We start from the raw sequence: 26,857 nt of genomic DNA on the forward strand, positions 1-26,857 counted from the left end.
CTCCAGCTCATTTTTCGACCCCCAGGAGAAATGCCATGACCATCAAAGCCATCAACGTCCGCAACCAGTTCAAGGGCACCATCAAGGAAATCATCACCGGCGACGTGCTGTCGGAAATCGACGTGCAGACCGCCGCCGGCATCGTCACCTCGGTGATCACCACCCGCTCGGTGCGCGAGCTGGAACTGCAGGTGGGCAGCGAGGTGATCGCCTTCGTCAAGTCCACCGAGGTCTCGATCGCCAAGCTTTAGGGTGATCGGCGGCGTGCACGAATGTTCCAGATCGTGCCGTCGCCGGCGCTAAGATGACCGGTCCGAGGTTCTTCTGGATGGACGGGGCATGGGCGCCCAGCACTGGATCGACATTGCGCGGGACGGCGAGACGGGCATCGAGACGCTGCGTGCCCATTTCAAGGGCCACGCCTACGACCCGCACTGGCACGACAGCTACCTGATCGGCTTCACCGAGCAGGGCGTGCAGCAGTTCCGCTGCCGCCGCGTGCTGCACAACAGCACCCCGGGCCAGGTGTTCCTGCTCGAGCCCGGCGACATCCACGACGGCGACGCGCCCACCGAGGGCGGCTTCACCTATTCGATGCTCTACCTCGATCCGCACTGGCTGGAACGCGAACTGCGCGCGCTGTACGAGGACGCGCCCGCCGACTGCCTGCCCACCTTCGCCCGCAACCTCACCCACGACCCGCGCCTGGTGCCGCTGATCGCCGATGCCTTCCACGCGTTGCGCGGGCCGGAGCCGCGCATGCTGCGGCAGGCGGCGCTGGATGCGCTGCTCGGGCGGATGGTCGGGCACCTGGCCTGGCAGTCGCGCATGCAGGACGACCCGCGCATCCCGCAGGTGGCGCTGCGGGCGCGCGAGCTGCTGCACGCGCGGCTGGACGAGGACATCGGCCTGGACGACCTGGCGCTCGCCTGCGGGGTGGATCGCTTTCGCCTGACGCGTGCCTTCAAGGCCGCCTTCGGCCTCGCCCCGCACGCCTACCTGGTGCAGCTGCGGCTGGCTCGCGCGCGCCAGCTGCTGGCCTCCGGCATCGCCGCGGTGGACGTGGCGGCGGCCCTCGGCTTCGCCGACCAGAGCCACCTCGGACGCTGGTTCCGTCGCGCCTACGGCCTGACCCCGGCCGCCTACCGGCGCCAGTGCAAGAACCTTCCAGACACCTGAAGGAGGGCCGGCGAGACTGGCGCAAAGTCAGTCAGGAGATCGCCGACGGTGTTCGTCACGTTCCAACCCCAGCGCCCGGGCGGCCGGCGATGAACACGCTGTGGCCCTACCTGCTGTTCGCCTTCGTCGCCTCGATCACGCCCGGGCCGACCAACCTGCTGGTGCTTGGCAACAGCGCCGCCTACGGCTGGCGCGCGACGCTGCCGATCATCGCCGGCGCCAGCCTGGCCGCCGCCACCCTGGTGCTGCTGGTGGGGCTGGGCGTCGGCCGGCTGCTGCTGGCCCATCCGCTGGCGCAGCAGGTCATGGGCTGGGTCGGCGCGGCCTGGCTGACCTGGCTCGCCTGGCAGCTGTACCGCAGCGCCGGGCAGGCGCCGGAAAGCGCCTCGACGCCGCTCGGCCTGCGCGGCGCGGCGGCGCTGCAGGTGGTCAACCCGAAGACCTGGATGATGGCCCTGGCGGTGGTCGGGGTGTTCGCCGGCGAGCAGGCAGGGCCCCGGCAGTACGCCCTCTACGCGCTGTTGTTCCTGCTGGTGGCGGTGCCTTGCCTGGCGCTCTGGGCCTGTCTCGGCCGCGGCGCCGCGCGGGTGCTGCGTTCACCGGCGGCGATGCGCCGCTTCAACCGCGGCATGGCGATGCTGCTGGCGCTGTCGGCCTGGGCCGGGCTGCTCGGCTGAAACGGAATGGCGAACGTTGGACGAAGATTGTCCAACGTTCGGCCTAGGGGTGGGTAAGCCGCCGGGGGCGTCGGTTGCTTCCGGCGGGCGAGGTCCCCCGGGCGCGCTGCCCGGCGAGACCTGAGCCAGGCGCCGTTACTGGGTGGCGCCGCCGGAGCCGGAGGCCGGGGGCGTGGTGGTGCCGCCGGTTGCGCCGCCGGTGGAATTCTCCATGTCTTCGGTGGCGGGGCTGTTGCCGGGGCTCACCGGCTCGCCGATCTGGATGTCGCCGCTGGCCGGGCCGGTCTCGCCGGTGGTGCCGCCGGCCGGCGGCGGGGTGGTCGGCGCGGGGGCCGGAGCCGGCTGCTCGGTGGTCGGTGCCGGGGGTGTCTGGGGTTCGTCGGGTTCGTCCGCACCGCAGCCGATGAGCAGCAGGCCGAGGGCGGCAGGGGCTAGATGGATCAGTCGCATGGCTACCTCCTGATGGCGCCGGTCCAGCCGGCGGGAATTCACGATGCTCGTTGCAATGGACTGCCGGCAGGGCAGGGAGTGCCCGTTTCCCCCGAAAACCTGACCAAACTGCCGTTTGAATTTTCGATTTGACGCCCCGGGATTTCCTCACCATAGTTTGTCCGGACAACATGACATCCATACAACTGCACAAACAAGAAGGAGAGCTGCCATGGGCGTCAAGCAAGTGGGCGAGAACCGTTATCGCGGGCAGATCGGCCGGTATTTCGAGGACTTCCAGGTGGGCGACGTGTACGAGCATCGCCCCGGACGGACGCTGACCGAGACCGACAACATTCACTTCTCGCTGCTGACCATGAACTACCACCCGATGCACTGCGACGCCGCCTACGCCGAAAAAAGCGAGTTCGGCCGGCTGCTGGTCAACAGCGGCCTGACCGTGGCGGTGGTGCTCGGCATGACCGTGCCGGACGTCAGCGGCAAGGCCATCGCCAACCTCGGCTGGACCGACATCCGGCTCACCGCGCCGGTGTTCTGCGGCGACACCCTCTACGCCGAATCCGAGGTGCTGGAGAAGCGTGAGTCCCGCTCGCGGCCGAACCAGGGCATCGTCCGGGTGCGTACCACCGGCAAGAAGGCCGACGGAACGGTGTTCATGACCTTCGAGCGCACCGCGCTCATCCAGAAACGCGAGGGCAATACGCTCGACGAAGCGGCCGGTTACTGACCGAGCCGACGGCACCGCGTGCCGGCCCGACACAACGCTGCAGCTGTAGAACGCACTTCCTCAACAAAAACAATTCGGGGAGACACCCAGATGAAGCTCAAGCGCCTTATCGCGGCCACGGTCGCGTGCTGTTCGTTATCCACCCTTCCGACCTGCCTGTTCGCCGATGAACTGGTGCTGCCCAGCGAGGTGGCCGCCAGCCACTGGAAGACCCGCTACATGAAGGAGTTCGCCGAGGCGGTGGACAAGGGCACCGATGGCGAGCTGGAGGTCAAGATCTTCCCCGCCGGGCAGCTCTACAACGACCAGGACGCGCTCGCCGCGTTGGGCACCGGGGCGGTGCACATGGTCTGGCCGGTGTCGGTGCGGGTCGAGTCCATCGATCCGCGGGCCGGGGTCATCAACCTGCCGTTCGCCCTCGACGCCGAGCGCATGGCCAACCAGTGCTACGCCGACGGCCTCACCGAGCTGCTGTCGTCCTACGTCGAGCCGCGCCAACTGAAGATCCTTGGGCTGCTGCGCACCGCCGACCTGTTCTTCATCTTCAGCGACCGCAACGTGCAGAAGCTCGAGGACCTCAAGGGCAGCAAGATCCGCGTCACCGGCGGCCGGGTGTTCCTCGACACCATCCGCAGCGTCGATGCCAGCCCGGTGTCGATGGCCGCCTCGGAGATGAGCACGGCGCTGGCCCAAGGCGCGATCGACGGCGTGTTCACCTCCGCCGCCGGCTGGGCCGAGATGATCGGCTCGACCGGCAAGTACGCCTACTACGTGCCCAACCTGTCCATGAGCACCTACGCGGTGGTGGTCGACCGCGGCTGGTTCGAGGGCCTGCCCGAGCAGCAGCAGAAGGCGATCGAGGCGGCTTTAGACGAGATGATTCCCCGGCAGTGGCAGGAGGTCGCGGTCGAGGACCAGAAGCTGATCGACAAGATGGTGGCCGAGGGCGCCGAGTTCCACACCGCCTCGGCGGAAGACGTCCAGAAGTGGAAGGAGCTCTCGCAAAGCAACCTCGAGCGCTTCGCCAAGGCGCATCCGGAGGTTCAACCCAAGGTCGACGAACTCGCGCAGAGGTGTGGCAATGGGAATTGAATACGTGCCGACGAAAAAGGCCCACGCGCCCGTGCCCCAGCCGGTCCTGCGTCCCGCCCGCACCGGCTGGCGGCTGCTCGGCAGCCGGGCGCTGCACAACGTCTCCACCTGCCTGTTCCTGGTGTCGATCGCGGTGATGCTGTTCGAGGGCCTGTCGCGGGCGATCTTCGACGTCAGCTGGTTCTGGGCCGAGGAGAGCGTGCGCTACCTGATGGTCTGGGCGTTCTTTCTCACCCTCGGGGTCACCGGCCGCGCCGGGCATCACATCCGCACCGAGCTGCTGGTCGACCACCTCGGCCCGCGCCTGCGCAAGACCTGCCACCTGCTCGCCAGCCTGGTCGGCATCGCCTTCTGCGGCCTGCTGTTCTACGCCTCGCTGCCGCAGGTCCATCGCTACTACACGATGGGGATGATGACCGAGTCGAACCTCGACCTGCCGGTGTGGCTGCTGTTCCTCATCATGCCGCTGGGGGCGCTGCTGTACCTGACCTACTACATCGGCTGCACGGTGCGCGCCTGGCGCGGCGAGGACCCCTTCTCCAACCCCGACAAGGCCGAGGGTTCGCCCCTCTAGGAGAGCACCATGCTGATTGTGCTTGCTCTGGTGACGATGCTGCTGTTCCTGGCCATCGGCACCCACGTGGCGGTGGCGCTCGGGCTGGTGACCACCGGGCTGATCCTGTTCGCCGCCGGCGTCCCCACCACGGTGATCGCGCAGACCGCCTTCAAGTCGGTCAACAGCTACCCGCTGATGGCGATCCCGATGTTCGTGCTCGCCGGCAACCTGATGATGAAGGGCAACATCGCCGAGCTGCTGATCCAACTGGTCGGCAGCGTGGTACGGGCGATCCGCGGCGGGCTGGCGCTGACCGCGATGATCGCCAGCGTGTTCTTCGCCGCGGTGTCCGGCTCCAGTGTCGGTTCGGCGGCGGCCATCGGCGCCTCGACGGTCGGCGGCCTGGATCGGGAGAACTATCCCCGGCGCTTTTCCGCCGCCATCGTCGCTGTGGGCGGCACGCTCGGGCTGATGATCCCGCCGTCGCTGGGCTTCATCCTCATCGGTTCGATCGTCGGGCTGCCGGTCGACAAGCTGTTCATCGCCGGCGTGCTGCCGGGCCTGATGGAAGCGGCGCTGCTGATGATCGCGGTGATGGTCTTCTCCCGTCGCGGCGGCTACGGCGGCGTGGTGCAGAAGGCCGACTGGGGCGCCTTCTCGCGCAAGCTGCCGAGCGCGGGCGCGGCGCTGCTGATGCCGGTGCTGATCCTCGGCAGCATCTACACCGGCTACCTGACGCCCACCGAGGTGTCGGCCTTCGCCGCCGCCTACGCCGTGTTCCTCTGCCTGCTGGTGTACCGCAGCGTCACCCTCGGCGGCATCTGGGACGTGGCCAAGGACTCGCTGCTGCAGACCACCATGATCTTCGCCGTGGTCATGGGCGGCAGCCTGGTCGGCTTCGCCCTGGCGCGCATGGGGGTGTCGGCCAGCCTGGTGTCCTTCATCACCGACATGGACATCCAGCCCTGGCAGTTCCTGCTGCTGGCCAACCTGCTGCTGCTGGTGCTGGGGATGTTCCTCGACGGCGTGGCGATGATCGTGCTCACCGCGCCGCTGCTGTTCCCGGTGGCCACCCACCTGGGCATCAACCCCATGCACTTCGCCGTGATCATGGTGGCCAACGTGGAGATCGCCACGCTGACCCCGCCCATCGGCCTCAACCTGTTCGTCATGAGCGGCATCACCAAGCAGCCGGTGCACGAGGTCGCCCGTGGCGTACTGCCTTTCTACCTGGTCCGGTTGATCGGCCTGACGCTGATCACCTTCGTTCCGGCCATCTCGCTCGCGCTGATCAGCTGAGGAAAACGACATGAACATCGCACTCGACACATCCAACGCAACCCAACTCATCGCCGGCGCGCTGGCTGACTTCGCCGCCAACCTGCGCTACGAAGACATCCCCGAAGAAGTCCGCGAGCGCGCCAGGCACCTGATGCTCGACGGTGTCGGCATCGCCCATGCTTCGACCCACTACGACTTCGCCCACCGCTCGCTGGCGGCGGTCACCGAGCTGGGGCAGGGCGACAGCGACGTCATCGGGTTCTCGGCCAGGCTGAGCCTGCGCGATGCCGTGCTGATGAACGGCATCCTGGTGCATGGCCTGGATTTCGACGACACCCACGGGCCGGGCATCATCCACGCCACCGCCAGCTGCCTGCCGACCGCCCTGGGCGTCGCCGCGCACCTCGGCCTGAGCGGCCGCGAACTGCTGACCGCCTACGTGCTCGGCATGGAGATCGGCACCCGGCTGGGCTCGGTGGCCAAGGGCGGCTTCCACCAGATCGGCTTCCACCCGACCGGGCTGGTCGGCGCCTTCGCCTGTACCCTGATCGCCGGCCGCCTGCAGGGGCAGAACGCCGCGCAGCTGGCGATGGCCCAGGGCATCGCGCTGAGCACCGCCAGCGGCAGCATGGAATTCCTCCAGGACGGCGCCTGGACCAAGCGCATGCACCCGGGCTGGGCCGGCGTCGCCGGGATCACCTCGGCGACCCTGGCGCGGCACGGCTTCGTCGGCCCGAAGGCGGTCTATGAAGGGCGCTTCGGGCTGTTCAAGAGCCACCTCGGGCCGCTCGAGGAAAATTGCGACTACACCCTGGCCACCGAAGGCCTGGGGCGCCGCTGGGAGATCGAGAACGTCTCGGTCAAGCCGCTGCCGGCCTGCCACTTCACCCATGCCTGCGCCGATGCCGCGGTGCTGATTCGCCAGCAGCCCGGCTTCGATCCGCAGCAGATCGCCCACATCAAGGCGCTGGTGCCGGCCGGGGTGATCAAAACGGTGTGCGAGCCCGAGCAGTACAAGCGCCAGCCGCAGAACACCTACGACGCCCAGTTCAGCATCCCCTACGCGGTGGCCAGCGGCCTGGTGCGCGGGCGCTTCGGCCTGGCCGAGATCGATCCGGCGGCCATCGGCGACAAGGAGGTGCTGCGCGTCGCCGGCCTGGTGGAGTACGCCGCCGACCCGGATTCGACCTTCCCGCGCCACTACACCGGCGAAGTGATCGTGACGATGCGCGACGGCACCGTGCTGCGCCATCGCGAGGCGATCAACCGCGGCGGCTGCGACCGTCCGCTGAGCAACGCGGACATCGTCGCCAAGTTCCGCGAAAACCTCGCGCTGGTCGCCGCCGACCAGCGCGCCGACAGCGTGCTGCAGGCCGTCCTGCAGCTGGACGAGGCCCCGGCCCGGGAGCTTTCCCGCGCCCTGGCGGCCCGTGCTTGACCCCACTTCCAAGGAGAGCGAACAGATGAACGATTACAACGAACAAGAAGGCATGATTCTGGCTGCTCTGGACCGGTTCCTGGAGACCGAGGTCCAGCCCCACGTGCACCGGCTGGAGCATGACGACATCTACCCCGAAGAGATCGTCGAGAAGATGAAGGAGCTCGGCCTGTTCGGCTGCGTCATCGCCCAGGAATACGGCGGGCTGGGACTGAGCACCGCCACCTACGCGCGCATCGTCGAGCGCATCTCGCGGACCTGGATGTCACTGTCCGGCGTGATCAACTCGCACCTGATCATGGCCTCGGCCATCCAGCGCCACGGCACCGACGCGCAGAAGGACCGCTTCCTGCCGCGCATGGCCGCCGGCGAGCTGCGCGGCGGAGTGGGGCTCACCGAGCCGGATGCCGGCACCGACCTGCAGGGCATCCGTACCGTGGCCCGCCGCGAGGGCGACCACTACCTGGTCAACGGCGCCAAGACCTGGATCACCAACAGCCTGTACGGCAACTGCCTGGCGCTGCTGGTCAAGACCGACCCCAACGCCGAGCCGCGGCACAAGGGCATGAGCCTGCTGATCGCCGAGAAGGGCCCCGGCTTCACCGTCGCCCGCAAGCTGGAGAAGCTCGGCTACCGCGGCATCGACACCTGCGAGCTGGTGTTCCAGGACTACCGGGTGCCGGTGGATTGCCTGATCGGCGGGGTCGAGGGCGTGGGCCTCAAGCAGGTGCTCGCCGGGCTCGAGCTGGGGCGCATCAACGTCGCCGCCCGTGGCGTCGGCGTGGCCCGCGCGGCGCTGGAGGAGTCGGCGTCCTACGCGCAGATCCGCAAGACCTTCGGCAAGCCGATCTGCGAGCACCAGGCGATCCAGCTGATGCTCGGCGAGATGGCGACCCGCGTCGAGGCCGCGCGGCTGCTGGTGGAGTCGGCCGCCCAGGCGTTCGACCGGGGCGAGCGCTGCGACATGGAGGCCGGCATGGCGAAGTACTTCGCCACCGAGGCGGCGCTGCGCAACGCCACCGACGCCCTGCGCGTGCACGGCGGCTACGGCTATTCGAAGGAATACAACGTCGAACGACTGTACCGCGACGCCCCGCTGCTGACCATCGGCGAGGGCACCAACGAACTGCAGCGCATCATCATCGCCAAGCAACTGATCCAGAGGAATCCGGTATGACCTTGCCACTTGCCGGCGTGCGCATCCTCGCCGTCGAACAATACGGGGCCGGCCCCTTCGGTACCCAGCACCTGGCCGACCTGGGCGCGGAAGTCATCAAGATCGAGAACCCGGCGGACGGCGGCGACGTCGGCCGCAGCGTCGGCCCGTACTTCTTCGGCGAGGGCGACAGCCACTTCTACCAGTCCTTCAACCGCAACAAGAAGAGCCTGACCCTCGACCTCAAGAGCGCCGACGGCCAGGCCGTGCTGCATGAGCTGGTGAAGACCGCCGACGCCCTGTTCGACAACCTGCGCGGCGACCTGCCGGGCAAGCTGGGCCTGACGTACGAGGCCCTGAAGGTGCACAATCCGCGCCTGGTGTGCGCACACCTGTCGGCCTACGGGCGCGACGGCGAGCGCGCGGCCTGGCCGGGCTACGACTATCTGATGCAGGCCGAGGCCGGCTACCTGTCGCTGACCGGCGAGCCGGGCGGGCCGCCGGCCCGCTTCGGCATCTCGATCATCGACATGATGACCGGCACCACCGCGGCGCTGGCGCTGGTGTCGGCGCTGGTCGGCGCCCGCGCCAGCGGCGTCGGCCGCGACATAGACGTGAGCCTGTACGACGTGGCGATGCACAACCTGAACTACCTCGGCACCTGGTACCTCAATGAAGGGGTGAAGACCACCCGCGTGGCGCGTTCGGCCCACCCGTCGCTGACGCCCAGCCAGCTGTACCGGACCAAGGACGGCTGGATCTTCATCATGTGCAACAAGGAAAAGTTCTGGGGCGTGCTCGCCAACCTGATCGGCAAGCCGGAATGGGCCGACGATCCGCGCTACAGCACCTTCAAGGCGCGCCTGGCCAACCGCGACCAACTGACCGAGGAACTCGACGCCGTGCTGATGACCGCCACCACCGCAGACTGGCTGCAACGCTTCGGCGGGCGGGTGCCGGCGGCGCCGGTCAACGACGTGGCCCAGGCGCTGGACAATCCCTTCGCCAAAGAACAGGGGCTGATCGTCGAGATGCAGCATCCGCGGCGGGGCAGGGTGAAGACCCTGGCCTGCCCGATCCGCTGCCCCGGCGAGACGCTGCCCGCCGAACCCGCGCCCCCGCTCGGCGCCCACACGCAGGCCCTGCTGGCCGAGCTGGGGCGCGTGCCGGGGCGCACCGAACCCATAGCAGGAGTCAAATGAAATGCCCCAGGGTCTGCCTTCCCTGTTGTCCGCCGGACAACCCCGCTACCTCGTCCTCGCCCAGGCGCTGGTCGACGACATCAAGGCCGGGCGTTATCCGCTGGGCAGCCTGCTGCCGACCGAGCACGAACTGTGCGAACAGTTCAGCGTCAGCCGGCACACGGTCAGGGAGGCGATCCGCCGCTTGAGCGAGCTGGGGCTGATCACCCGCCAGCAGGGCGTGGGCACGCGGGTCAAGGCGACCCAGCTGGCCCCGCGCTACGTGCAGGCCAGCGAAGGCATCGCCGACCTGCACCAGTACGTGCGCGACGTGCGGCTGGAGATCAGCTCGATCGACGACGTCATCCTCGACGAGGCGCTGGCCGAGCTGCTCGAAGCCAAGCCCGGGCAGAGCTGGCTGCACGTCAGCGGCCTGCGTCATCGCGACGGCGACACCGAGACGCTGGCGCGCACCGACGTCTACATCAACCGCGCCTACCGCGGCGTGGCCGACGACCTCGGCGACGGCAGCGAGCCGATCTACACGCTCATCGAACGGCGCTACGGCCTGCACGTGGTGCAGGTCAGCCAGCAGCTCAGCGCGGTCAACATCGGCGAGGCCGACGCCCGGGTGCTGGAGGTCGAGCCCGGGTCCGCCGGGCTGCTGGTGGTGCGCAAGTACTTCGGCGCCAACCAGGACCTGCTCGAGGTCGCGGTCAACCTGCATCCGGGCTCGCGCTTCAGCTACTCGGTCACCCAGCACCTGCGTTTCCAGGGAGAAGCCTGATGGGCGGCCGTTTCCTCCCCCTGGTCGTCACCCTGGCGATCCAGGCGCTGGCCTCGATGGCCTCCTTCACCGTGCCGGTGCTGGCCCCGGCGGCGGCCGCGGACCTGGGCGTGCCGGCCGCGGTGGTCGGCGTCTTCGTCGCGCTGATCTACTTCAGCGCCATGCTCACCAGCCTGCTCAGCGGCGCCTGGGTGCTGCGCTTCGGCGCTATCCGCGTCAGTCAGATCTGCCTGGCGCTGTGCGCCGCCGGCCTGGCCTGCGCCGCCACCGGCACCCTGGCCGGCATGGTCCTGAGCGCCGTGCTGATCGGTGCCGGCTACGGCCCGGTGACCCCGGCGAGTTCGCACATCCTGGTGCGTACCACGCCCTCGCACCTGATGGGCTTCATGTTTTCGCTCAAGCAGACCGGCGTGCCGCTGGGCGGCGTGCTGGCCGGGGCGCTGGTGCCGAGCCTGGTGGAAACCACCAGCTGGCAGGGCGCCGCCGGCGCGGTGGCGCTGGCCTGCGCGGTCATGCTGGTGCTGGCACAGTCGTGCCGTACTCCGTTCGACGATGACCGCCAGCCGGGGCACCGCGCGCGGGGCAACCCGCTGCAGCCGCTGGCGCGGGTGTTCGCCCACAGCGCCATCCGCGACCTGGCGCTGTGCTCGTTCTTCTTCAGCGCCATGCAGCTGTGCCTGACCACTTATCTCGTCACCTACCTGACCCACGAATACGGCCTGGGGCTGACCGCCGCCGGCCTGGTGCTCGCCGTCACCCAGGGCGCCGGCGTCGGCGGGCGCCTGCTGTGGGGCTGGATCGCCGACCGCTGGCTGGCGCCGCGCCGGCTGCTGCCGCTGCTGGCCCTGGCGATGGCCGCCGCCGCCGGACTGACCGCGACCTTCAGCCCGGACTGGCCGCTGCTGGCGGTGATGGTGGTCAGCGCCTGCTTCGGCGCCACCGCGATCGGCTGGAACGGCGTCTACCTGGCCGAGGTCGCCCGCCTGGCGCCACCCGGCACCGCCGGCCTGTACACCGGCGGCACGCTGTTCTTCACCTATTTCGGCGTGGTCGCCGGTCCGCCGCTGTTCGCCCTGGTCGCCGAGGCGAACGGCTCGCTGGCCAGCGGCTACGCCCTGTTCGGCGGCCTGCTGCTGGTCACCGGCCTGCTGCTCGGGCACTTCGCCCGGCGCCCGGTCGAGGTGTCCGAGCCGGCCTGAGCCTGTCTGTCTGCTGGCAAAGGAGAAAAGCATGCCCGCACGTTCCTACCTGTTCGTACCCGGCGAGCGCCCGGACCGTTTCGACAAGGCCTGCGCCAGCGGTGCCGACGTGGTGATCCTCGACCTGGAGGACGCGGTCGCGCCCGAACGCAAGGCCCAGGCGCGCGAGGCCGTGCGGGACTGGCTGGGCCACGGCGGGCGCGCCTGGGTGCGGCTCAACGGCAGCGACACCGACTGGCACGAGGACGACTGCGGCCTGCTCCAGGCACCGGGCCTGCTCGGCGTGTCGCTGCCCAAGGCGGAGACCGCCGAACAGCTGCGCCGGCTCGCCGAGCGCCTGCCGGAGTCGGTGGGGCTGCTGCCGATCGTGGAGACGGCGCGCGGCATCTGGAACGTCGCCGAGCTGGCCGGCGTGCCGGGCGTCACCCGGCTGGCCTTCGGCTCGGTGGACTTCCAGGCCGACACCGGCATCCTCGGCGACGGTCGGGAACTGCTCTATGCCCGCTCGCGGCTGGTGCTGGCCTCGGCCATGGCGCGCATCGAGCCGCCGGTGGACGGCGTGACCGTGCAGCTCGAGGATGCCGCGCGGCTCGACGCCGACGTGCTCGACGCCCGCCGCATGGGTTTCGGCGGCAAGCTCTGCGTGCACCCGCGGCAGGTCGCACCGATCAACCAGGGCTTCCTGCCCTCGGCGGAGGAGCTGGCCTGGGCGAGGGCGGTGATGGCGGCGGTGGAGGCCAACCCCGGCGTCGGCGCGGTCAGCCTCGACGGCAAGCTGATCGACCTGCCGGTGATCCTGCGGGCGCAGCGGATTCTCGAGGGAGCGGCCTGAGCATTAGCCCTCGGCGGACTTGGACCTTTCCGAATTCCGAAGAATCTCCACCAGTTCCTTCACGCAGCCAGGCAAGGCATCGAGTTCACGTACCAGCAGGCTGCGCTCGCGGATGGCCCAGGGCTCCTTCAGGTGTACCGTGACCAGCTTCATCGTGCGGCAATGACGCTCTGCAGCCGATTCCGGAATGATGCCGATGCCTACTCCGGCTTCGATCATCCGGCAAATGGCCTCGTAACTGGACACCTGAATACGCATTGGCAAGGTGCCGCCGAGCCGCTCCACCTGCGCGCTGACGAAGCTGAAAAGCGTGCTGCCTTCGTGCAGGCCGATATGCTGGTAAGCGAGGGTCTGACCCAGGGTGACCTGGGGCTCCTTGGCCAACGGATGATTCTGTGGCAGCGCCAGCAGCAGCCGGTCCGTACTGTAGTGCAGAACCTCCAGGCCTTTGGCTTCCACGGGGCCGGCGATGAGTCCCAGATCGGCCGACCCATCGAGCACGCCCCGGACGATGTCCCGCGACAGCCGTTCCTGAAGATCCACCGTGACGCCGGGATGCTGGGCGAGAAAACCGGCGAGTACTTCCGGCAGAAACTCCGTCACGGCCGTTGTGTTGGCGAAGATGCGTATGTGCCCGAAGGAGCCTGTTCCGTACTCGGCGAACTCGGCCTTGACGTAATCCACCTGGCGCATGATCAACCTGGCGTGCTGCAAGAGCTTGGTGCCTGCCGGCGTCAGCATGACGCCACGGGTATCCCGGTATAGCAGCCGTGTGCCGAGCTGACCTTCTAGCGCCTTGATTCTTGCGCTGGTCGCGGCGGGCGATAGATGGGCGCGGCGTGCACCCTGCGTCAGGCTGGGTGATTCGGCTACATGTATGAACAGGCGCATGTCAGCGATTTCGAAATGCATTCGCTTTTTTTCTCCTGGCAAAGCATCGATGTGCTTCGTCCATCTGCCAATGGTTTGCACGCGAGGGCGTTCTGCGCAGCCGAACACCGGTCTCCGCAATTGCAAATTCCCAAAATGCGAGTGGGGTTGCAAGGTGTACTCAGCGACGACGCGGTAGGCCAGGGCTTCGGTCAAGCCATTGCGTAATCTCAAGCCTGACGAAGAGTTGATGGTCATGAATAACAATAAGAATGAGCGAGAGCGACGTAACGCCATCGGCAAAGGCGTGCGTGCCTTCTGTGCCGAATTCTCCGCCGCTAGCGACCGGGCGGTGTTCGGCCAGAACCGGGGCGTTCGGTTCCCAACCGCCGAAGCCCGCATTGAAATCGAGGCCACCGGAACGATGCGCTGGCGCGCCTGCGAGGAGTCCGACGCCGGGCGCAAGCTCCGCGAGACCCACCTATGCCGAATGGCGCCTATCTCCACCAACCTGATCCAGTCGTACGTGTCCGAGCGCCTGCTCGATCTGCCGCGTTCGGTCCGCGGTATCTGTCGCGGATGACATCCGAAATACAGCGAAGGCAACTAAAGCCGCGCGTACAACCGGAATGAATTCATTGATGGAAAAGACTCGCTCCGGGGACATCGTGCCCTTAATTCGATGCGAGTGAAGAAACTGCGAGAGGTGAGCTAATGAATAATTCCCGCATGAAAATTATCGATTCGGACGTGCATCCATGGGTGAACGGCGATATCGAAGGGCTTAAACCCTATATGAGCAAGAGCTGGCAAATGCGCTTCGAAGGCAAACGCGCGATTCTGCCGGACCATCCGTTACGCCCGCCCCTGGCCGGTGCCACCTCGATTCGTCGCGACACGACGCCACCGAGCGGTGGCGCCGGCGGCTCGGATCCGTATTTCATGCGTGAGGACCATCTGGATCCGCACGGAATTGAATATGCGATTCTTTCGTCGATTCAGGCCGGGAAGCTGGTCTCGCTGCCGAATACTGGCGAGGCGATCACTTTGGCTCGCGCTTTTAATGATTATTTCCGCGATAAATGGCTCGACGTCGATTCGCGCTATCGTCTGGCGATGTGCGTCGCGGTGCACGATCCGGTAGAGGCTGCCAAGGAGATCCGTCGCATCGGCGGCGAGCAGAGCATCGTTGCGGTTTACATGCCGCTGATCAATGTGCTCATGGGGAACCGTCACTACTACCCTATCTACGAGGCGGCCGAAGAGCTTGGCCTGCCTATTCTCATTCACCCGACCGGCACCGAAGGGGCGTTTCAGACGAGCGTAGCCTTCGCCGGCGGGGTGCCGAGCAGCTACATCGAACGCCATTCCTGCTTCCCCCAGATCGCGATGGGCAATATCGCCAGCCTGCTGTTCGAAGGCGTGTTCGTGCGTTTCCCGAAACTCAAGTTCCTGGCCGCGGAGTTCGGTTTCAGCTGGGTGCCGCACATGCTCTGGCGGGTCGACCAGAACTGGCGGCAATTCCGTCGCGAAGTCCCGTGGTTGGAGCAGGAGCCAAGCCGTTACGTGCTCGATCATGTCCGTTTTACCAGCCAGCCGCTGGAAGAGCCTGAGAAGGACGAGTACCTGATTCAAATTCTGGAGATGGTGCATGCCGAGCGCACCATTTTGTTCAGCACCGATTATCCGCATTGGGACACCGACTATCCTGAGACAACTTTCCAGCGGCTGCCCCAAGCCATGAAGCAGCGAATTTTTTATGACAACGCAGCCGAGTTGTTTGGACTTAACGCCGCGGTATAGAACCGGCTAAGGAGAAACCCGTGGAACATAATGTTGGTCGCTTGGAAGATATCCCCAATACGGATGCGCTGATCGTCGACATCGAAGGAAGGCCCATTGGCGTATTCAAGCGGGGCGACAAGGTGTATGCCGTCAAGAATCTCTGCCCCCATAAGCGGGCACCTCTGGCGAGGGGAACGGTAGAGGGGACGATGCTGCCCACTGCTTGCGTAGGGGAATTCAAATATGGAATGGAGAACCAGGTCGTCAAATGCCCGTGGCACGGTTGGGAATTCGATCTGGAAACCGGAAAGTGCCTCTTCGGAGTGAGCGATAGCAAGATAAAGACCTATCCGGTTTCGGTCCGGGACGGGCAAGTTTACGTAGACGTGTGAGAAACAGAACGCCTTTCTAGGGGGAGGCGGCTCGGGGCGTGTGTTCCATGGCGCGTCAAATCACACGAACCGAGCCTGCCAATGGCAGGCTGACTCTCCCAGATGGTTCAAATCCGGATGTGCCTTCAAAGTCGAGGTGAAGATGAACGAAGAGCTGTTCTCCGAGAAGTTTAAAAAAGGTTTGAAAACCCGCCGTGAAGTATTAGGCGATGCCTATGTAGATGCGGCCGTAAATAAGGCGACTGAATATAACTGGCCGATGCAGGAGTTTGTTACGGAATACTGCTGGGACGAAATCTGGAACCGCCCTGGGCTCAGTCGCAAGGATCGCTCGATGCTCAACTTGGGCATGATCTCCGCGCTCGGCCGAACGCAAGAGTTGAAAATGCACGTTCGTGGAGCGATCAATAACGGTTGGACCAAAGAGGAACTGCGGGAAGTATTCCTGCAGGTTGCGGTGTACTGCGGCGTGCCTGCAGCCATCGACAGCTTCCGTACCGCACAGGAAGTGTTCAAGGAGATGGGCATCTGATTTGTCCTCCGTTGAGCACGATCGTCGTCATGAGACGGTACTGGCAGCGGCAGGGCAGGACGAGTGCGTGTCATTCCTGCTGTGCGGCGTGAGCGCTTTGGGGCTATCGGGTCCTTGAAGGCGTTCCGCCGCGGTATGCGAAGGTTCACCAAGCTTGCACACAATTTGCCATTTGGGGTTGCGTGCAAGCAGCTATCCGGGCCGGGTCAGGTCGCTTTTTCGCTTTCTGTCCTGGCAGTTCGAGGTGATGCCATGAAAACAATATTAATAAGCGGGCAATGGCTTGCCGCACGCGACGAACGCCTGATCGATGTAGACGAGCCGGCAACCGGCAAAGTCTTCACTCAGGTTAGCCGCGGGGGCGAGTGGGAAATAGACGCAGCCGTCAAGTCGGCGCGTCAAGCCCTGAATTCCAGTTGGGGGCGGCTTACCGCAGCAGAGCGGGGACGTCTACTGCTCGGAATCGGTAACCGGATACTCCAACAGGCCAAGGAAATTGCACAAATCGAATCACGCGATACCGGCAAGCCGCTGCATCTGGCGGAACGCGATATTGGCGTGCTGGCACGGTACTTTGAATATTACGGCGCAGCGGCGGACAAGCATCATGGCGAAGTCATTCCGTACCTGAACGGCTACAGCGTCAACGTCGTCCACGAGCCTCTCGGAGTGACCGGGCACATCATCCCCTGGAACTATCCGTCCCAGATGTTCGGGCGTACGGCCTGTCCAGCCTTGGCTGCCGGCAACGCGATCGTGTTGAAGCCGTCGGAAGAGGCGTGCCAGTCGGTGCTCTATATCGCGACGCTGATGATGGAAGAGGGCCTGCCCGATGGCGCGCTCAATATCGTCACCGGGTTCGGTCATGAAGCCGGGGCGGCCCTGACCGCGCACCCGGACATCAACCTGGTCACCTTTACCGGCTCGCCTGGCATAGGCGCACTGGTGCAGCGGGCGACCGCGGCCAACCATGTCCCCTGTGTACTCGAACTGGGCGGCAAGTCGCCGCAGATCGTTTTCGCCGACGCCGACCTCGACAAGGCGGTGCCCATCATCGTCGGCGCCCTCGCACAAAACACCGGGCAAACCTGCTCGGCAGGCACTCGCCTGCTGATCCAGCGCGAAATCTACGATGAGGTGGTGTCGCGTGTCGCCGCCCGGTTCGAGGGTATTCGCGCGGGCATGCCGGACTCCGGCGCCGATTGCGGCCCGATCATCACCCGTGCGCAATTCGAGCGGGTGCAGGCCTTCATCCAGCGCATCCACGAGTCCGGCCTGCCGCTGCTCGCATCCGGGCGGATCGATGCAGTCGAGCCGGGTGGATTCTTCGTTCCGCCGATGCTGTTCGGACCTGTCCCCCGTGACCACGAGCTGGCTACCGCCGAAGTGTTCGGTCCGGTGCTCGCGGCGATGCCTTTCGAAGACGAGGCGGATGCCATTGCCCTCGCCAACGCGACGGAATATGGCCTGGTGGCAGCGGTGTGGACCGAGAACGGTGCGCGTCAGCAGCGAATGGCACGCGCGGTAGTCGCAGGCCAGGTCTATATCAACTGCTACGGCGCCGGTGGTGGGGTCGAGCTGCCCTTCGGAGGCAGAAAGAAAAGTGGCTATGGACGCGAGAAAGGCTTCATCGCCCTGGACGAGTTCACCACCACCAAGACCATCGTGAACTGTTTCGAATGACGCGCGGCCCTGCACCTGTCTGCCGAAGGCAGGCGTTCGCCAGGGTGTCCGTGGCGTACAGGTGTAAGGGCCCGAGCGTTTTGCTTAGGCCGCGAAATCGGCAGCGCATTCGGCCAGCGTGAATGCGGGTGTCGGTAAAAGCAGATTCAAAACGACTTCGTTGCGGAGCACCCTGTAGCTGGATTCCTACCGGAGCAGTAAAGGTTTCTGCTGCTCGAAAGGCAGCTGTGCATGGTCGCGTTATATGGGCAGCAAGGCTGCCAGCACCATGATCCAGCGGTGGGCAATGACTCCGGAGTGGCCGTAACAAAGCTGAATCAAGACGGAACCCGAAGCATGACCAAGAAAATAATAATTATCGGGGCAGGACAATCAGGCGTTTCCCTCGCATTCAGGTTGCGGATGCTGGGATGCCGGCACGAAATCACCCTTATTGGCGAGGAGCCCGATCTTCCGTATCACCGCCCGCCATTATCGAAGAAATATGTAACCAGCCTCACGGAAGCCGAAGGGCTTTATCTGAAGCCGAAGCAGCTTTATGAAAGTGAGCATATCGAGCTGCGTCTGGGCTGCCGAATCAAGTCGCTCAACCGTCTGGAAAAAAGCGTCACCCTGGATGACGGAGCGACGCTTCCTTACGACTCGCTCGCGCTGGCGACGGGGGCTACTGCACGGCGCCTGCCGGCTTCGATAGGTGGCGATGCCACTAACGTCTACACCCTCAGGACCTTGGCCGACGCCAGGGCGCTGCGCGACGAATTCGCAGAAGGACGCCGGCTGCTGGTGATCGGAGGAGGCTACATCGGGCTCGAGACCGCGGCGGTGGCGCGAAGCCTCGGCATGCAGGTCACCCTGATCGAACAGGCCGAGCGGATTCTCAAGCGTGTGGCCTCGGCCGAGACCGCGTCCTATTTCAGGGCATTGCACCTGCAGAACGGCGTGGTGATCCGGGAGGGCGTCGGCCTCGATGGTCTCGAGCTGCTCGCAGGGCGGGCAGTGCGTGCGCGTCTCGACGACGGCTCGCAAATGGACATTGATGTGGTCGTCGCCGGTATCGGCGTGAACCCCGCCACGGAACTGGCAGAGCGCGCCGGGCTGGCTGTGGTGAACGGCATCGTCGTCGATGCCTGCGGGCGTACCTCCGACCCGTCCATCTATGCCTCGGGCGACTGCGCGTCCTTCCCCTATCGGGGACTGCACATCCGGCTCGAATCCATTCAGAACGCTGTTGACATGGCCGACGTGGTGGCGCGCTCGATGCTGGGCGAAGAGACCCGGTACCTGCCGACGCCGTGGTTCTGGTCCGATCAGTACACCACCAAGCTGCAGATCGCCGGCCTGCACCACGGCTATAACCGCGTCGCGGTGAGGGAGGCGCCCCGTGCAGGCCTTTCGGTCTGGTATTTCGATGACGACCGCTTTCTCGCAGTCGACGCGATCAACGATCCGAAAGCCTTCATGACCGCGAAGCGCTGGCTAATGGCTGGCTTCAATCCAGGTTTCGATGCGCTGGCCGACCCGTCGGTCGAGCTGAGCGCCATACCGGAATTCGTCCTGACACCTAAGAACACCACGCAGGAGATCTGACTTGCCCACGATCATTTTCATTGAGCCAGACGGTACCGAGAAGCAGGTCGGTGCCCGGGTCGGCCAAACCGTGATGGAAGCCGCTGTGCAGAACGGTGTGAAGGGAATCGATGCCGATTGTGGAGGTTCCTGTTCATGCGCGACCTGCCATGGATATGTCGACGAGGCATGGCAGGAAAAACTCGAACCAGCCGACTCGATGGAGTTGGACATGCTCGACTTTGCCTATCAACGGTCGGAGGGATCACGCCTGACCTGCCAGATCGTCGTGGGCGAAGAAATGGATGGGTTGATGATCAGGCTTCCCGTATCTCAAGCCTGACGACGTCAAGAGAGCGTTTGCCCGGCACGCGTGCACATGCCGAGCTGCAACCGGCGGATAAAGTCTCTCTTGGCTCGAATGCTTCAACAGGCCGGTGTAATACAACAAATATAAAAATAGAGGAACAGAAAATGCTCCGTAAAACAATAGTTTGCCTTGGTGTTGCGTTGTCGTTGTCGGCGGGGCTCGCATATGCGGAGTCCATGACGCTGAAGTTGGCCCACCAATGGCCGCAAAATGAAAAGGACTATGTCATCGCGGCGGGAGTGCAGTTCGCCAAGGAAGTCGAAAGGCTCAGCGACGGAGATATAAAAATACGCTTCTTCCCCGCTCAGTCGCTGGTCAAGGCGGCTGACACACATACGGCCCTCAAGTCCGGTGCCATCGACCTGGCAATCTATCCGTATATATATTCCGCCGGAGCCATTCCCGAGATGAATCTCGTATTGCTGCCGGGGCTTTGGAAAAGCCACGACGAAGTCTTTGCCTTCAAGGACACCGAGGCTTGGAAGGAGTTGGAAGAGAAGGCCAACAAGTACGGCTTCAAGACGCTTGCATGGATTCAGATCGCCGGGGGGTTCGCCTCGACCAAGGGACCCATTCGCGTACCGGCGGACCTGCAGAGCCAGAAGGTCCGTGCTGCGGGCAAGTACATGGAGGGTGCGCTCGTGAAAGCCGGTGCGAGCACCTCGACCATGCCCTCATCGGAAACCTACGGAGCCATGCAGAGCGGACTGCTCGACGGCCTGTTGACCTCTTCAAGTTCGCTGGGCGCATACCGGGTGTACGAGGTATCCAGGCATTACGTGTCGCCTGAGGATTATTCGGTCTATTTCACGATAGAGCCGATTGCCATCAGCATGAAAACCTGGAAGGAACTCAGCCCGGAGCAGCAGAAAATCCTCGTGGAGGCGGGTAGGAGCGTCGAAACGAAAGCCCTCGAAGGCGCCAGGCTGGAGGACAAGCGGGTCGCGCAGGAGTTTGAGGAAAATGGCGTCAGCGTGGCAAAGCTGACCAAAGCCGACTGGGACATGTGGCACGACCTGTTTGCCGCTCATGCTTTCTCCGCTTTCGAGAAGGGCGTTCCGAATGGAGCGGCACTTCTGGAAAAGGCAATTTCAGAACAGCAATGAACCAATCGGGCCGGCCTGCTGGTCGTGCCGGCTCGTTTGGAACTAGGAGCGAAAACAATGCCCAGTAAAGCACTGAAATGCTTCGATGGTCTAATAACGATGATCGGTATCATTGCCGGAGGTGCGGCTTTTTTTATCGGTATCTCGGTAAGTTACGATGTGGTTGCGCGTAGTGTATTCGGGGCGACGACCACCTGGGTGACCGATGTAAATACCTATCTTGTCGCCTTGATTACCTTTGTCGGTGCCGCCTACGCGCAGCGGGAAAACGCACATGTAGGCGTCGATATCGTAACGACCCGCTTGAGCCCCAGGTTGCGGAGCCTGGCGCTGTCGGTATCGGATAGCGTCGTTCTGCTGGTGGTCGGATCGCTCTTGTGGTTCGGCTGCGAACAATGGTTCGAAGTCTGGATTTCCGGCGAGCAATCTGCCGGTATGTTTTCCGTACCTCTCTGGATTCCCTACAGCGCTCTTCCTCTAGGAATGTTCCTGCTATTGGCCGTTCAGTTGCGCAATGCTCTTCGCCGTTGGCTTGTTCCGGCCGTTGAGAACTAATCTTGAATTTCATGAGACAATAAAAATGCCTGCGGAAATCTGGATTGGCGCAACAATGTTCGGTGCATTGTTGTTGCTCCTGGCGATCGGTATTCCGGTTGCGTTTTCACTGTTCACTGTGGCCCTCGGTTCTCTGTTCGTCCTGGAAGGAGGGTTCTCGGCGTTCAGCCTGGTGGCCCCGACCCTGACCAGCAGCGTGATGGAGTTTGCGCTGACGGCCGTGCCCCTGTTCATTCTGATGGGTGCCATCATCTCCGCTTCGGGGATGGGCGGGCGTTTGTACAACGCGCTGGCGATCCTCATGCATGGCGTGCCGGGCGCTCTGCTGGTCGCCACGACGGTGGCGTCCACCATCATGGCCGCGGTGTCAGGCTCGAGCGTCGCCACCGCTGGCGCTATCGGTGGTCTGTCAATCAAGGAAATGCGGCGCCTGGGCTATAGCGACAACCATTCCTGCGGCGCCGTTGCCGCCGGCGGAACCCTGGGCATTCTGATTCCGCCGAGCATTCCGCTGATCATCTACGGAATCATTGCCGAACAGTCGATCAACAAGCTGTTCATCGCCTGCATCGTGCCAGGCCTGATCATGGCCGCGTCCTTCATCGGCTATCAGGTATGGCTCGATTGGCGTAGCGGAAATCTGAAAGTGATCGACCCTGCCGCCGACGTTCGCAAGGTCACGCTGACGATGCGTTTGCGCGCCTTGCTGGATCTGCTGCCGATGGCGTTGCTGATCTGGATCATCCTGGGTTCGATCTATCAGGGCATCGCCACGCCCACCGAGGCGGCGGCTCTCGGGGCGATCACCAGCCTGTTGCTGGCCGGCCTGCTCTATCGCGAGCTCGACGGCAGGATGCTGGTCAAGATCCTGCTCGAGTCGGCGCGCAGCAGTGCCATGGTATTGATGATCGTCGCGGCGGCGATGCTGTTCGGTTATGTCATGACCACCACGGCCGTGGCGCCCATTCTCTCGAATACCGTCGCCAGCATGGACGTGGCGCCGTGGATTGTCCTGGCCGCGATCATGCTGTTCCTGCTGTTTCTCGGCTGCTTCATGGAGACCATCTCCATCATCGTAATCACCACGCCGATCCTGGTTCCGATCATCAGTTCATTCGGTTGGGACCTGATCTGGTTTGGCGTACTGCTGGTGATCAACATGGAAATGGCATTGATTACGCCACCGGTCGGTTTGAATCTTTTCGTGGTCCAGGGCGTCGTCCGGGACGTGTCCATCGAGCGAATCATGGCAGGTGCCGCACCCTATGTCGGGATCATGTTGCTGGTGTTGTGTCTGGTTGCGGTCGTGCCTTCCATAACGACGCTCCTGCTGAACTAGAGAAAGTTTCCAATGGCTGGATTGGTTTCGGGCCTTGGGCTCAAGCTGCCAACCAGGCTGCAGTTCATTTAAAGGAGGCTGCACTTTGAAAGTTGCGATAGTAGGGCTGGGCAACATGGGCGGGCGGGTCGCCAAGCGGCTCATGGAGCAAGGACACGATGTCGGCGTGTATGACTCCGATGCGGGGGCTGTCACACGGCTCGTCGCGCTCGGCGCAACGGGCTATCGAAGTCTGAAAGCGCTTGGTGCGGAGCATTCGTTCGTTATCACCGTGCTGCCGAATGGCGACATCGTCAAAAAGGTCGTTTTCGGCGAGCAGGGGTTGGCGACGGGCATGCGCGAGGGAAGCACGCTCGTCGACATGACCAGCTCGGTTCCGGCAATCACCACCGAAATCGGCCTTGCACTGTCGAGGCAAGGCGTTCGCATGCTCGATGCCCCGGTCAGCGGTGGGGTGAAGAAGGCCGAAACCGGACAGCTAACGATCATGGTGGGCGGCGATGCGGCCGTGCTGGCGGATGCCGACGTCATTCTCCGCGATGTCGGCGAGCATGTGATTCACGTCGGTGATCTCGGGGCCGGCCATACCGTCAAGGCCTTGAACAACCTGATCACCGCGACGACGTTGGCGATCACGTCCGAGGCCATGTCGTTGGGGGTCAAGATGGGCGTCAATGCGCAGAAGATGCTCGATGTGATCAACGTAGGCAGCGGCCGAAGCGTGTCGAGCGAAGTGAAATTCCCGCAACAGGTCATGTCGCGCAAGTTCGAGGTGGGCTTCACTATCGGGCTGATGTGCAAGGACGTCGGCATCGCGATGGAAATGGCGCACAGGACCTGCGCTCCGACATTCGTTTCTTCGGCGGTATACGAATTGTGGAAGTACGGTGTGGCCAAGGGTTGTGGCGGCATGGACCACACGGCGATCGCCCTGGTCGTAGAGGAAATGGCGGGCGTTGAAATCAAGGGTTGAATGACCTGGCCGAGGGCGGGAGTCGGGTGAATGCATCAACGCTTGCCGCCCTGGCCACTTTCAACGGCTCTCAGGCCGTCGCGCTTCCTGGCGAGATCTTTCGCCAGAATCCTCTCGCTACCCTCGCAACGAGCGTTCCATTCGTTTCTTGGAGCGCTCATTGAACCCATCTACGCACGCAAACGAGCGAAATCACGGCATGTTTGAAAAGACTCAATATGTCTCGCTGGCAGCCCTCGCCAGCAAGGTTCGACCTGCCGGGCTACCCTTCCTCGGCCTCCTGGCGGCCCTGGCCGGGGTCATAGGGCTGGTGACGACGGGAATTGGCATCACGGTGTATGCATACCAACCCGAAGCGGCGCGCTACGCGCTAATCGGCGGGGGCGCCGGCTTCCTGGCCACCGCGCTGGGCGCCACGTTCGCGATAACGCTGCGCAGGCTGAGCGCCGGTATGCAATCGAACATGCTCAGCTTCGCGTCCGGCATGATGCTGGCCGCCAGTTTCCTGTCGTTGATATTGCCGGGGTTCGATGCGGCCAGTTCGATCCTCGAGAGCAAGTTCACGGCCGCAGGTACGGTGGTACTCGGCCTGGCGCTGGGTGCGACACTGATCAGTTGCCTGGACCGGCTCGTTCCCCATGATCGGATATTCGCATTGTCCTACGGGGAAGGCGCCGGGCCAGCGGGCGCCAGCCGAGTATGGCTGTTCGTCATTGCGATAGCGATCCACAACTTTCCCGAAGGCATGGCGGTAGGCGTGGGATTTGGCGGTGATCCGGAACTGGGGGTGTCGCTCGCCACGGCGATTGCCATTCAGGATGTTCCGGAAGGCCTGGCGGTTGCCATGGCGCTCCGTGCCATCGGCCTTTCCATTCCTGTCTCCTGCCTGGTAGCCGCCGCGACCGGCGTCATGGAGCCCATCGGCGCGATGGTCGGCCTCGCCGTTACGTCCGGCTTCGCCATTTCCTACCCGCTGAGCATGGGTTTCGCAGCGGGCGCCATGCTGTTCGTGGTATGCAACAACATCATCCCCGAAACCTACGGGCGGGGAGGCAAGGGCAGTCCCGGGCTTTCCTTGATGTCGGGTCTGTGCGTGATGGTCTTTCTCGATGCGGCACTGGGCTAGGCACCGGATTGCATCGTAGAGCGCCTGCCCGATGAGGTTCGATCGGGCAGCCGCGCGACCGGCGCGCGGCTTCGATCTTCGTGGGCGGGCATTACCCTCTGGTGTGGAAAGGGCAAGCCCGCGCCTAAGTCATCGATTGCACCTACCCGAACAGATAGAAGCAGCCGGCGATCACCAGCCCGGAGTACACCAGGATCAGCAGGCAGTAGCCCATGATGGCGCGCGCGCCGAGGCCGACGATGCCGAGGATCGGCAGCGCCCAGAAGGGCTGGATCATGTTGGTCCAGGCGTCGCCCCAGGCGATCGCCATGGCGGTCACCGCCGGCGCGACGCCGAGCGCTTCGCCGGCCGGCAGCATGATCGGCCCCTGCACCGCCCACTGGCCGCCGCCGGACGGCACGAACACATTGACCAACCCGGCGCTGAGGAAGGCCAGCATCGGGAAGGTATCGGCCGACGACCAGGCGACGAAGCTGTCGGTAATCTGCTTGCCCAGCGACAGGCCATCGGCGTTGGCGCCGACCATCATCCCCATGATCCCGGCGTAGAACGGGAATTGGATGACGATGCCGCTGATCCCGCCGATGCCGTCCTGCGCGGCACGCATGTAGCGCTCCGGCGAGCCGTGCAGTGCCAGGCCGATGAACAGGAACAGGCCGATGACGATGTTGAGCGTCAGGGCGAAGCCGTTCTCGGCGAAGTAGTAGCCGAAGTACACCACGCCCAGGGCGACGATGATCAGGTTGAGGATGCGGCTGTCGTCCAGCCGTTGGGCCAGGGTGCCGCGGGGCAGCGCCTCGTGCTCCGGGTCGCGCAGCAGGGCCGGGTCGGCCACCTGCGGCTGCTTCGGATGCATGGCCCAGTTGAGCAGCGGCAGGCCGATCGCCAGCAGGGCGATGATGGTCAGGTTCAGCGTAGTGAAGAGCGTGTCGCCGACGCCGATGGCGGAGGTCACCACGCCGCCGGTCATGCGCTCCAGGTCGGCGCCGCCGGAGGCCAGCGAAAGCGGGATCGAGCCCGACAGGCCGCCGTGCCAGATGAGAAAGCCCGAGTAGGCGGAGGCGACCAGCAGCGGATAGTCCACGCCGCGCACCTCGCGCGCCAGGGCGCGGGCGAATACCGCGCCGATGACCAGGCCGAAGCCCCAGTTGATCCAGGAGCCGGCCAGCGCGACCAGCGTCACCAGCACCACGGCGCGGCCAGGCGTGCGGGCGATGCGGGCCAGCCCGCCGAGCAGGCGGTAGACCGCCGGGGCGCTGGCCAGGGCGTGGCCGGTGACCAGGATCAGCGCCATCTGCATGGCGAAGGTCAGCAGGTTCCAGAAGCCGGTGCCCCAGTGCCTGGCCATCGTCGGCAGGCCCTGGCCGGTGACCATCATGCTGGCGGCCAGCACGATGAGGCTGAGCAGGATGGCGAATACGAAGGGAGAGGGAAGATACCGCTGCACGAGCTTGACGCTCCAGGCGGTGACGGTGCCTAGCATAGTGACGTTCCTGTGTTGTTTTTCTTTTTCGAGTGACACACCGAGGCGTGCCGGGTCCGTGGAAAAGTGACAATCCAGCCGGGTGGGGCTGGATTGCCGAGGTACATGCTTCTCCGTGTAGAACGCGCGTCCGGTTTCAGGCGCGCTCGATCGCCAGCGCCACGCCCTGGCCGCCGCCGATGCACAGGGTCGCCAGGCCCTTCTTCGCGTTGCGGCGGATCATCTCGTGCAGCAGGCTGACCAGGATGCGGCAGCCGGAGGCGCCGATCGGGTGACCGAGGGCGATGGCGCCGCCGTTGACGTTGACCCTGGCGGCGTCCCAGCCGAGCTCGCGGCCGACCGCCAGGGCCTGGGCGGCGAAGGCCTCGTTGGCCTCGATCAGATCCAGGTGATCCAGCGCCCAGCCGGCCTTGTCCAGGCAGCGGCGGGTGGCCGAGACCGGGCCGATGCCCATGATCGCCGGGTCGACGCCCGCGTTGGCGTAGCCGGCGACCTTCGCCAGCACCGGCAGGCCGAGCGCCT

General features: G+C 64.7%; 28 protein-coding genes and 1 pseudogene. 25 read left to right on the forward strand and 4 right to left on the reverse strand.

Annotated features, from left to right (window positions below; genetic code table 11):
* The first annotated feature begins 35 nt into the window (after positions 1-35).
* From H610_RS0111810 to H610_RS0111820, 3 genes are all read left to right on the forward strand, one after another.
* Positions 36-251, forward strand: a complete 216-nt coding sequence (locus H610_RS0111810) for a TOBE domain-containing protein (RefSeq protein ID WP_028239859.1) — start codon at positions 36-38, stop codon at positions 249-251.
* An 88-nt stretch (positions 252-339) separates the two neighbouring features.
* The gene (locus H610_RS0111815; protein ID WP_028239860.1) at positions 340-1,179 is read left to right on the forward strand and encodes an AraC family transcriptional regulator; all 840 of its coding nucleotides are present in this window, start codon (positions 340-342) and stop codon (positions 1,177-1,179) included.
* Between the two features lie 89 nt (positions 1,180-1,268).
* Positions 1,269-1,856, forward strand: a complete 588-nt coding sequence (locus H610_RS0111820) for a LysE family translocator (protein ID WP_028239861.1) — start codon at positions 1,269-1,271, stop codon at positions 1,854-1,856.
* 135 nt (positions 1,857-1,991) lie between these two features.
* On the opposite strand, the gene H610_RS0111825 is transcribed toward H610_RS0111820, so the two are convergent.
* Positions 1,992-2,306 carry a hypothetical protein gene (locus tag H610_RS0111825; protein WP_028239862.1) on the reverse strand — a complete coding sequence of 105 codons (315 nt, stop codon included), beginning with the start codon at positions 2,304-2,306 and terminating at the stop codon, positions 1,992-1,994.
* A 211-nt stretch (positions 2,307-2,517) separates the two neighbouring features.
* Here H610_RS0111825 and H610_RS0111830 point away from each other — a divergent pair, with 211 nt between their 5' ends.
* From H610_RS0111830 to H610_RS0111875, 10 genes are all read left to right on the forward strand, one after another.
* The gene (locus tag H610_RS0111830) at positions 2,518-3,033 is read left to right on the forward strand and encodes a MaoC family dehydratase (RefSeq protein ID WP_028239863.1); all 516 of its coding nucleotides are present in this window, start codon (positions 2,518-2,520) and stop codon (positions 3,031-3,033) included.
* Between the two features lie 90 nt (positions 3,034-3,123).
* On the forward strand, positions 3,124-4,125 hold the full coding sequence (dctP, locus tag H610_RS0111835; protein WP_028239864.1) for a TRAP transporter substrate-binding protein DctP: 1,002 nt from the start codon (positions 3,124-3,126) through the stop codon (positions 4,123-4,125).
* Between the two features lie 4 nt (positions 4,126-4,129).
* The gene (locus tag H610_RS0111840; protein ID WP_236614290.1) at positions 4,130-4,699 is read left to right on the forward strand and encodes a TRAP transporter small permease; all 570 of its coding nucleotides are present in this window, start codon (positions 4,130-4,132) and stop codon (positions 4,697-4,699) included.
* Between the two features lie 9 nt (positions 4,700-4,708).
* A complete protein-coding gene (locus H610_RS0111845) occupies positions 4,709-5,980 on the forward strand; it encodes a TRAP transporter large permease (RefSeq protein WP_028239866.1) in 1,272 nt (423 codons plus the stop codon).
* Positions 5,981-5,990: 10 nt separating this feature from the next.
* On the forward strand, positions 5,991-7,400 hold the full coding sequence (locus H610_RS0111850; protein ID WP_028239867.1) for an MmgE/PrpD family protein: 1,410 nt from the start codon (positions 5,991-5,993) through the stop codon (positions 7,398-7,400).
* 25 nt (positions 7,401-7,425) lie between these two features.
* Positions 7,426-8,577 (forward strand): acyl-CoA dehydrogenase family protein, encoded by a 1,152-nt coding sequence (locus tag H610_RS0111855; RefSeq protein WP_028239868.1) that lies wholly within the window; start codon positions 7,426-7,428, stop codon positions 8,575-8,577.
* Positions 8,574-9,758 carry a CaiB/BaiF CoA transferase family protein gene (locus H610_RS23800; RefSeq protein ID WP_043238390.1) on the forward strand — a complete coding sequence of 395 codons (1,185 nt, stop codon included), beginning with the start codon at positions 8,574-8,576 and terminating at the stop codon, positions 9,756-9,758. Before H610_RS0111855 ends, H610_RS23800 begins: the two co-directional genes overlap by 4 nt.
* A gap of 1 nt (position 9,759) precedes the next feature.
* Positions 9,760-10,524: a GntR family transcriptional regulator gene (locus H610_RS0111865; RefSeq protein WP_051231697.1), complete on the forward strand. Its 765-nt coding sequence runs from the start codon at positions 9,760-9,762 to the stop codon at positions 10,522-10,524.
* The gene (locus H610_RS0111870; RefSeq protein ID WP_028239870.1) at positions 10,524-11,723 is read left to right on the forward strand and encodes an MFS transporter; all 1,200 of its coding nucleotides are present in this window, start codon (positions 10,524-10,526) and stop codon (positions 11,721-11,723) included. The genes H610_RS0111865 and H610_RS0111870 overlap by 1 nt, the downstream gene beginning before the upstream one ends.
* A 31-nt stretch (positions 11,724-11,754) precedes the next feature.
* Entirely contained in the window at positions 11,755-12,555 is an 801-nt protein-coding gene (locus H610_RS0111875; protein WP_028239871.1) for an HpcH/HpaI aldolase/citrate lyase family protein, read from the forward strand.
* A 3-nt stretch (positions 12,556-12,558) separates the two neighbouring features.
* Here H610_RS0111875 and H610_RS0111880 read toward each other — a convergent pair whose 3' ends face one another.
* Complete coding sequence (locus H610_RS0111880) at positions 12,559-13,467, reverse strand: LysR family transcriptional regulator (protein WP_028239872.1); 909 nt, start codon at positions 13,465-13,467, stop codon at positions 12,559-12,561.
* A 214-nt stretch (positions 13,468-13,681) separates the two neighbouring features.
* On the opposite strand from H610_RS0111880, the gene H610_RS0111885 reads away from it, so the two are divergent.
* From H610_RS0111885 to H610_RS0111940, 12 genes are all read left to right on the forward strand, one after another.
* Complete coding sequence (locus H610_RS0111885; RefSeq protein WP_408054994.1) at positions 13,682-14,008, forward strand: hypothetical protein; 327 nt, start codon at positions 13,682-13,684, stop codon at positions 14,006-14,008.
* A gap of 131 nt (positions 14,009-14,139) precedes the next feature.
* Positions 14,140-15,228, forward strand: coding sequence for an amidohydrolase family protein (locus H610_RS0111890; protein ID WP_028239874.1), 1,089 nt, complete (start codon positions 14,140-14,142; stop codon positions 15,226-15,228).
* Between the two features lie 20 nt (positions 15,229-15,248).
* Positions 15,249-15,602: a Rieske (2Fe-2S) protein gene (locus H610_RS0111895; protein ID WP_028239875.1), complete on the forward strand. Its 354-nt coding sequence runs from the start codon at positions 15,249-15,251 to the stop codon at positions 15,600-15,602.
* Between the two features lie 154 nt (positions 15,603-15,756).
* A complete protein-coding gene (locus H610_RS0111900; RefSeq protein WP_236614293.1) occupies positions 15,757-16,134 on the forward strand; it encodes a carboxymuconolactone decarboxylase family protein in 378 nt (125 codons plus the stop codon).
* Between the two features lie 252 nt (positions 16,135-16,386).
* The gene (locus tag H610_RS0111905; RefSeq protein ID WP_043238397.1) at positions 16,387-17,817 is read left to right on the forward strand and encodes an aldehyde dehydrogenase family protein; all 1,431 of its coding nucleotides are present in this window, start codon (positions 16,387-16,389) and stop codon (positions 17,815-17,817) included.
* A 336-nt stretch (positions 17,818-18,153) separates the two neighbouring features.
* A complete protein-coding gene (locus tag H610_RS23805) occupies positions 18,154-19,404 on the forward strand; it encodes an NAD(P)/FAD-dependent oxidoreductase (protein ID WP_051231701.1) in 1,251 nt (416 codons plus the stop codon).
* A gap of 1 nt (position 19,405) precedes the next feature.
* Positions 19,406-19,726 carry a 2Fe-2S iron-sulfur cluster-binding protein gene (locus H610_RS0111915; RefSeq protein WP_028239878.1) on the forward strand — a complete coding sequence of 107 codons (321 nt, stop codon included), beginning with the start codon at positions 19,406-19,408 and terminating at the stop codon, positions 19,724-19,726.
* A 203-nt stretch (positions 19,727-19,929) separates the two neighbouring features.
* Positions 19,930-20,859, forward strand: coding sequence for a TRAP transporter substrate-binding protein DctP (gene dctP / locus H610_RS0111920; RefSeq protein WP_201768365.1), 930 nt, complete (start codon positions 19,930-19,932; stop codon positions 20,857-20,859).
* Positions 20,860-20,916: 57 nt separating this feature from the next.
* Positions 20,917-21,414: a TRAP transporter small permease gene (locus H610_RS0111925; RefSeq protein WP_028239880.1), complete on the forward strand. Its 498-nt coding sequence runs from the start codon at positions 20,917-20,919 to the stop codon at positions 21,412-21,414.
* A gap of 25 nt (positions 21,415-21,439) precedes the next feature.
* On the forward strand, positions 21,440-22,753 hold the full coding sequence (locus tag H610_RS0111930; protein ID WP_051231702.1) for a TRAP transporter large permease: 1,314 nt from the start codon (positions 21,440-21,442) through the stop codon (positions 22,751-22,753).
* A gap of 85 nt (positions 22,754-22,838) precedes the next feature.
* Complete coding sequence (locus H610_RS0111935; protein WP_028239882.1) at positions 22,839-23,726, forward strand: NAD(P)-dependent oxidoreductase; 888 nt, start codon at positions 22,839-22,841, stop codon at positions 23,724-23,726.
* A 199-nt stretch (positions 23,727-23,925) separates the two neighbouring features.
* Positions 23,926-24,852 (forward strand): ZIP family metal transporter, encoded by a 927-nt coding sequence (locus tag H610_RS0111940; protein WP_043238404.1) that lies wholly within the window; start codon positions 23,926-23,928, stop codon positions 24,850-24,852.
* 142 nt (positions 24,853-24,994) lie between these two features.
* On the opposite strand, the gene H610_RS0111945 is transcribed toward H610_RS0111940, so the two are convergent.
* Both H610_RS0111945 and H610_RS0111950 read right to left on the reverse strand, forming a co-directional pair.
* Complete coding sequence (locus tag H610_RS0111945) at positions 24,995-26,335, reverse strand: short-chain fatty acid transporter (RefSeq protein WP_028239884.1); 1,341 nt, start codon at positions 26,333-26,335, stop codon at positions 24,995-24,997.
* 136 nt (positions 26,336-26,471) lie between these two features.
* Positions 26,472-26,857: pseudogene (locus H610_RS0111950) on the reverse strand (acetyl-CoA C-acetyltransferase); the annotation flags it as partial.

This window comes from Stutzerimonas azotifigens DSM 17556 (assembly GCF_000425625.1).
Classification (GTDB): domain Bacteria; phylum Pseudomonadota; class Gammaproteobacteria; order Pseudomonadales; family Pseudomonadaceae; genus Stutzerimonas; species Stutzerimonas azotifigens.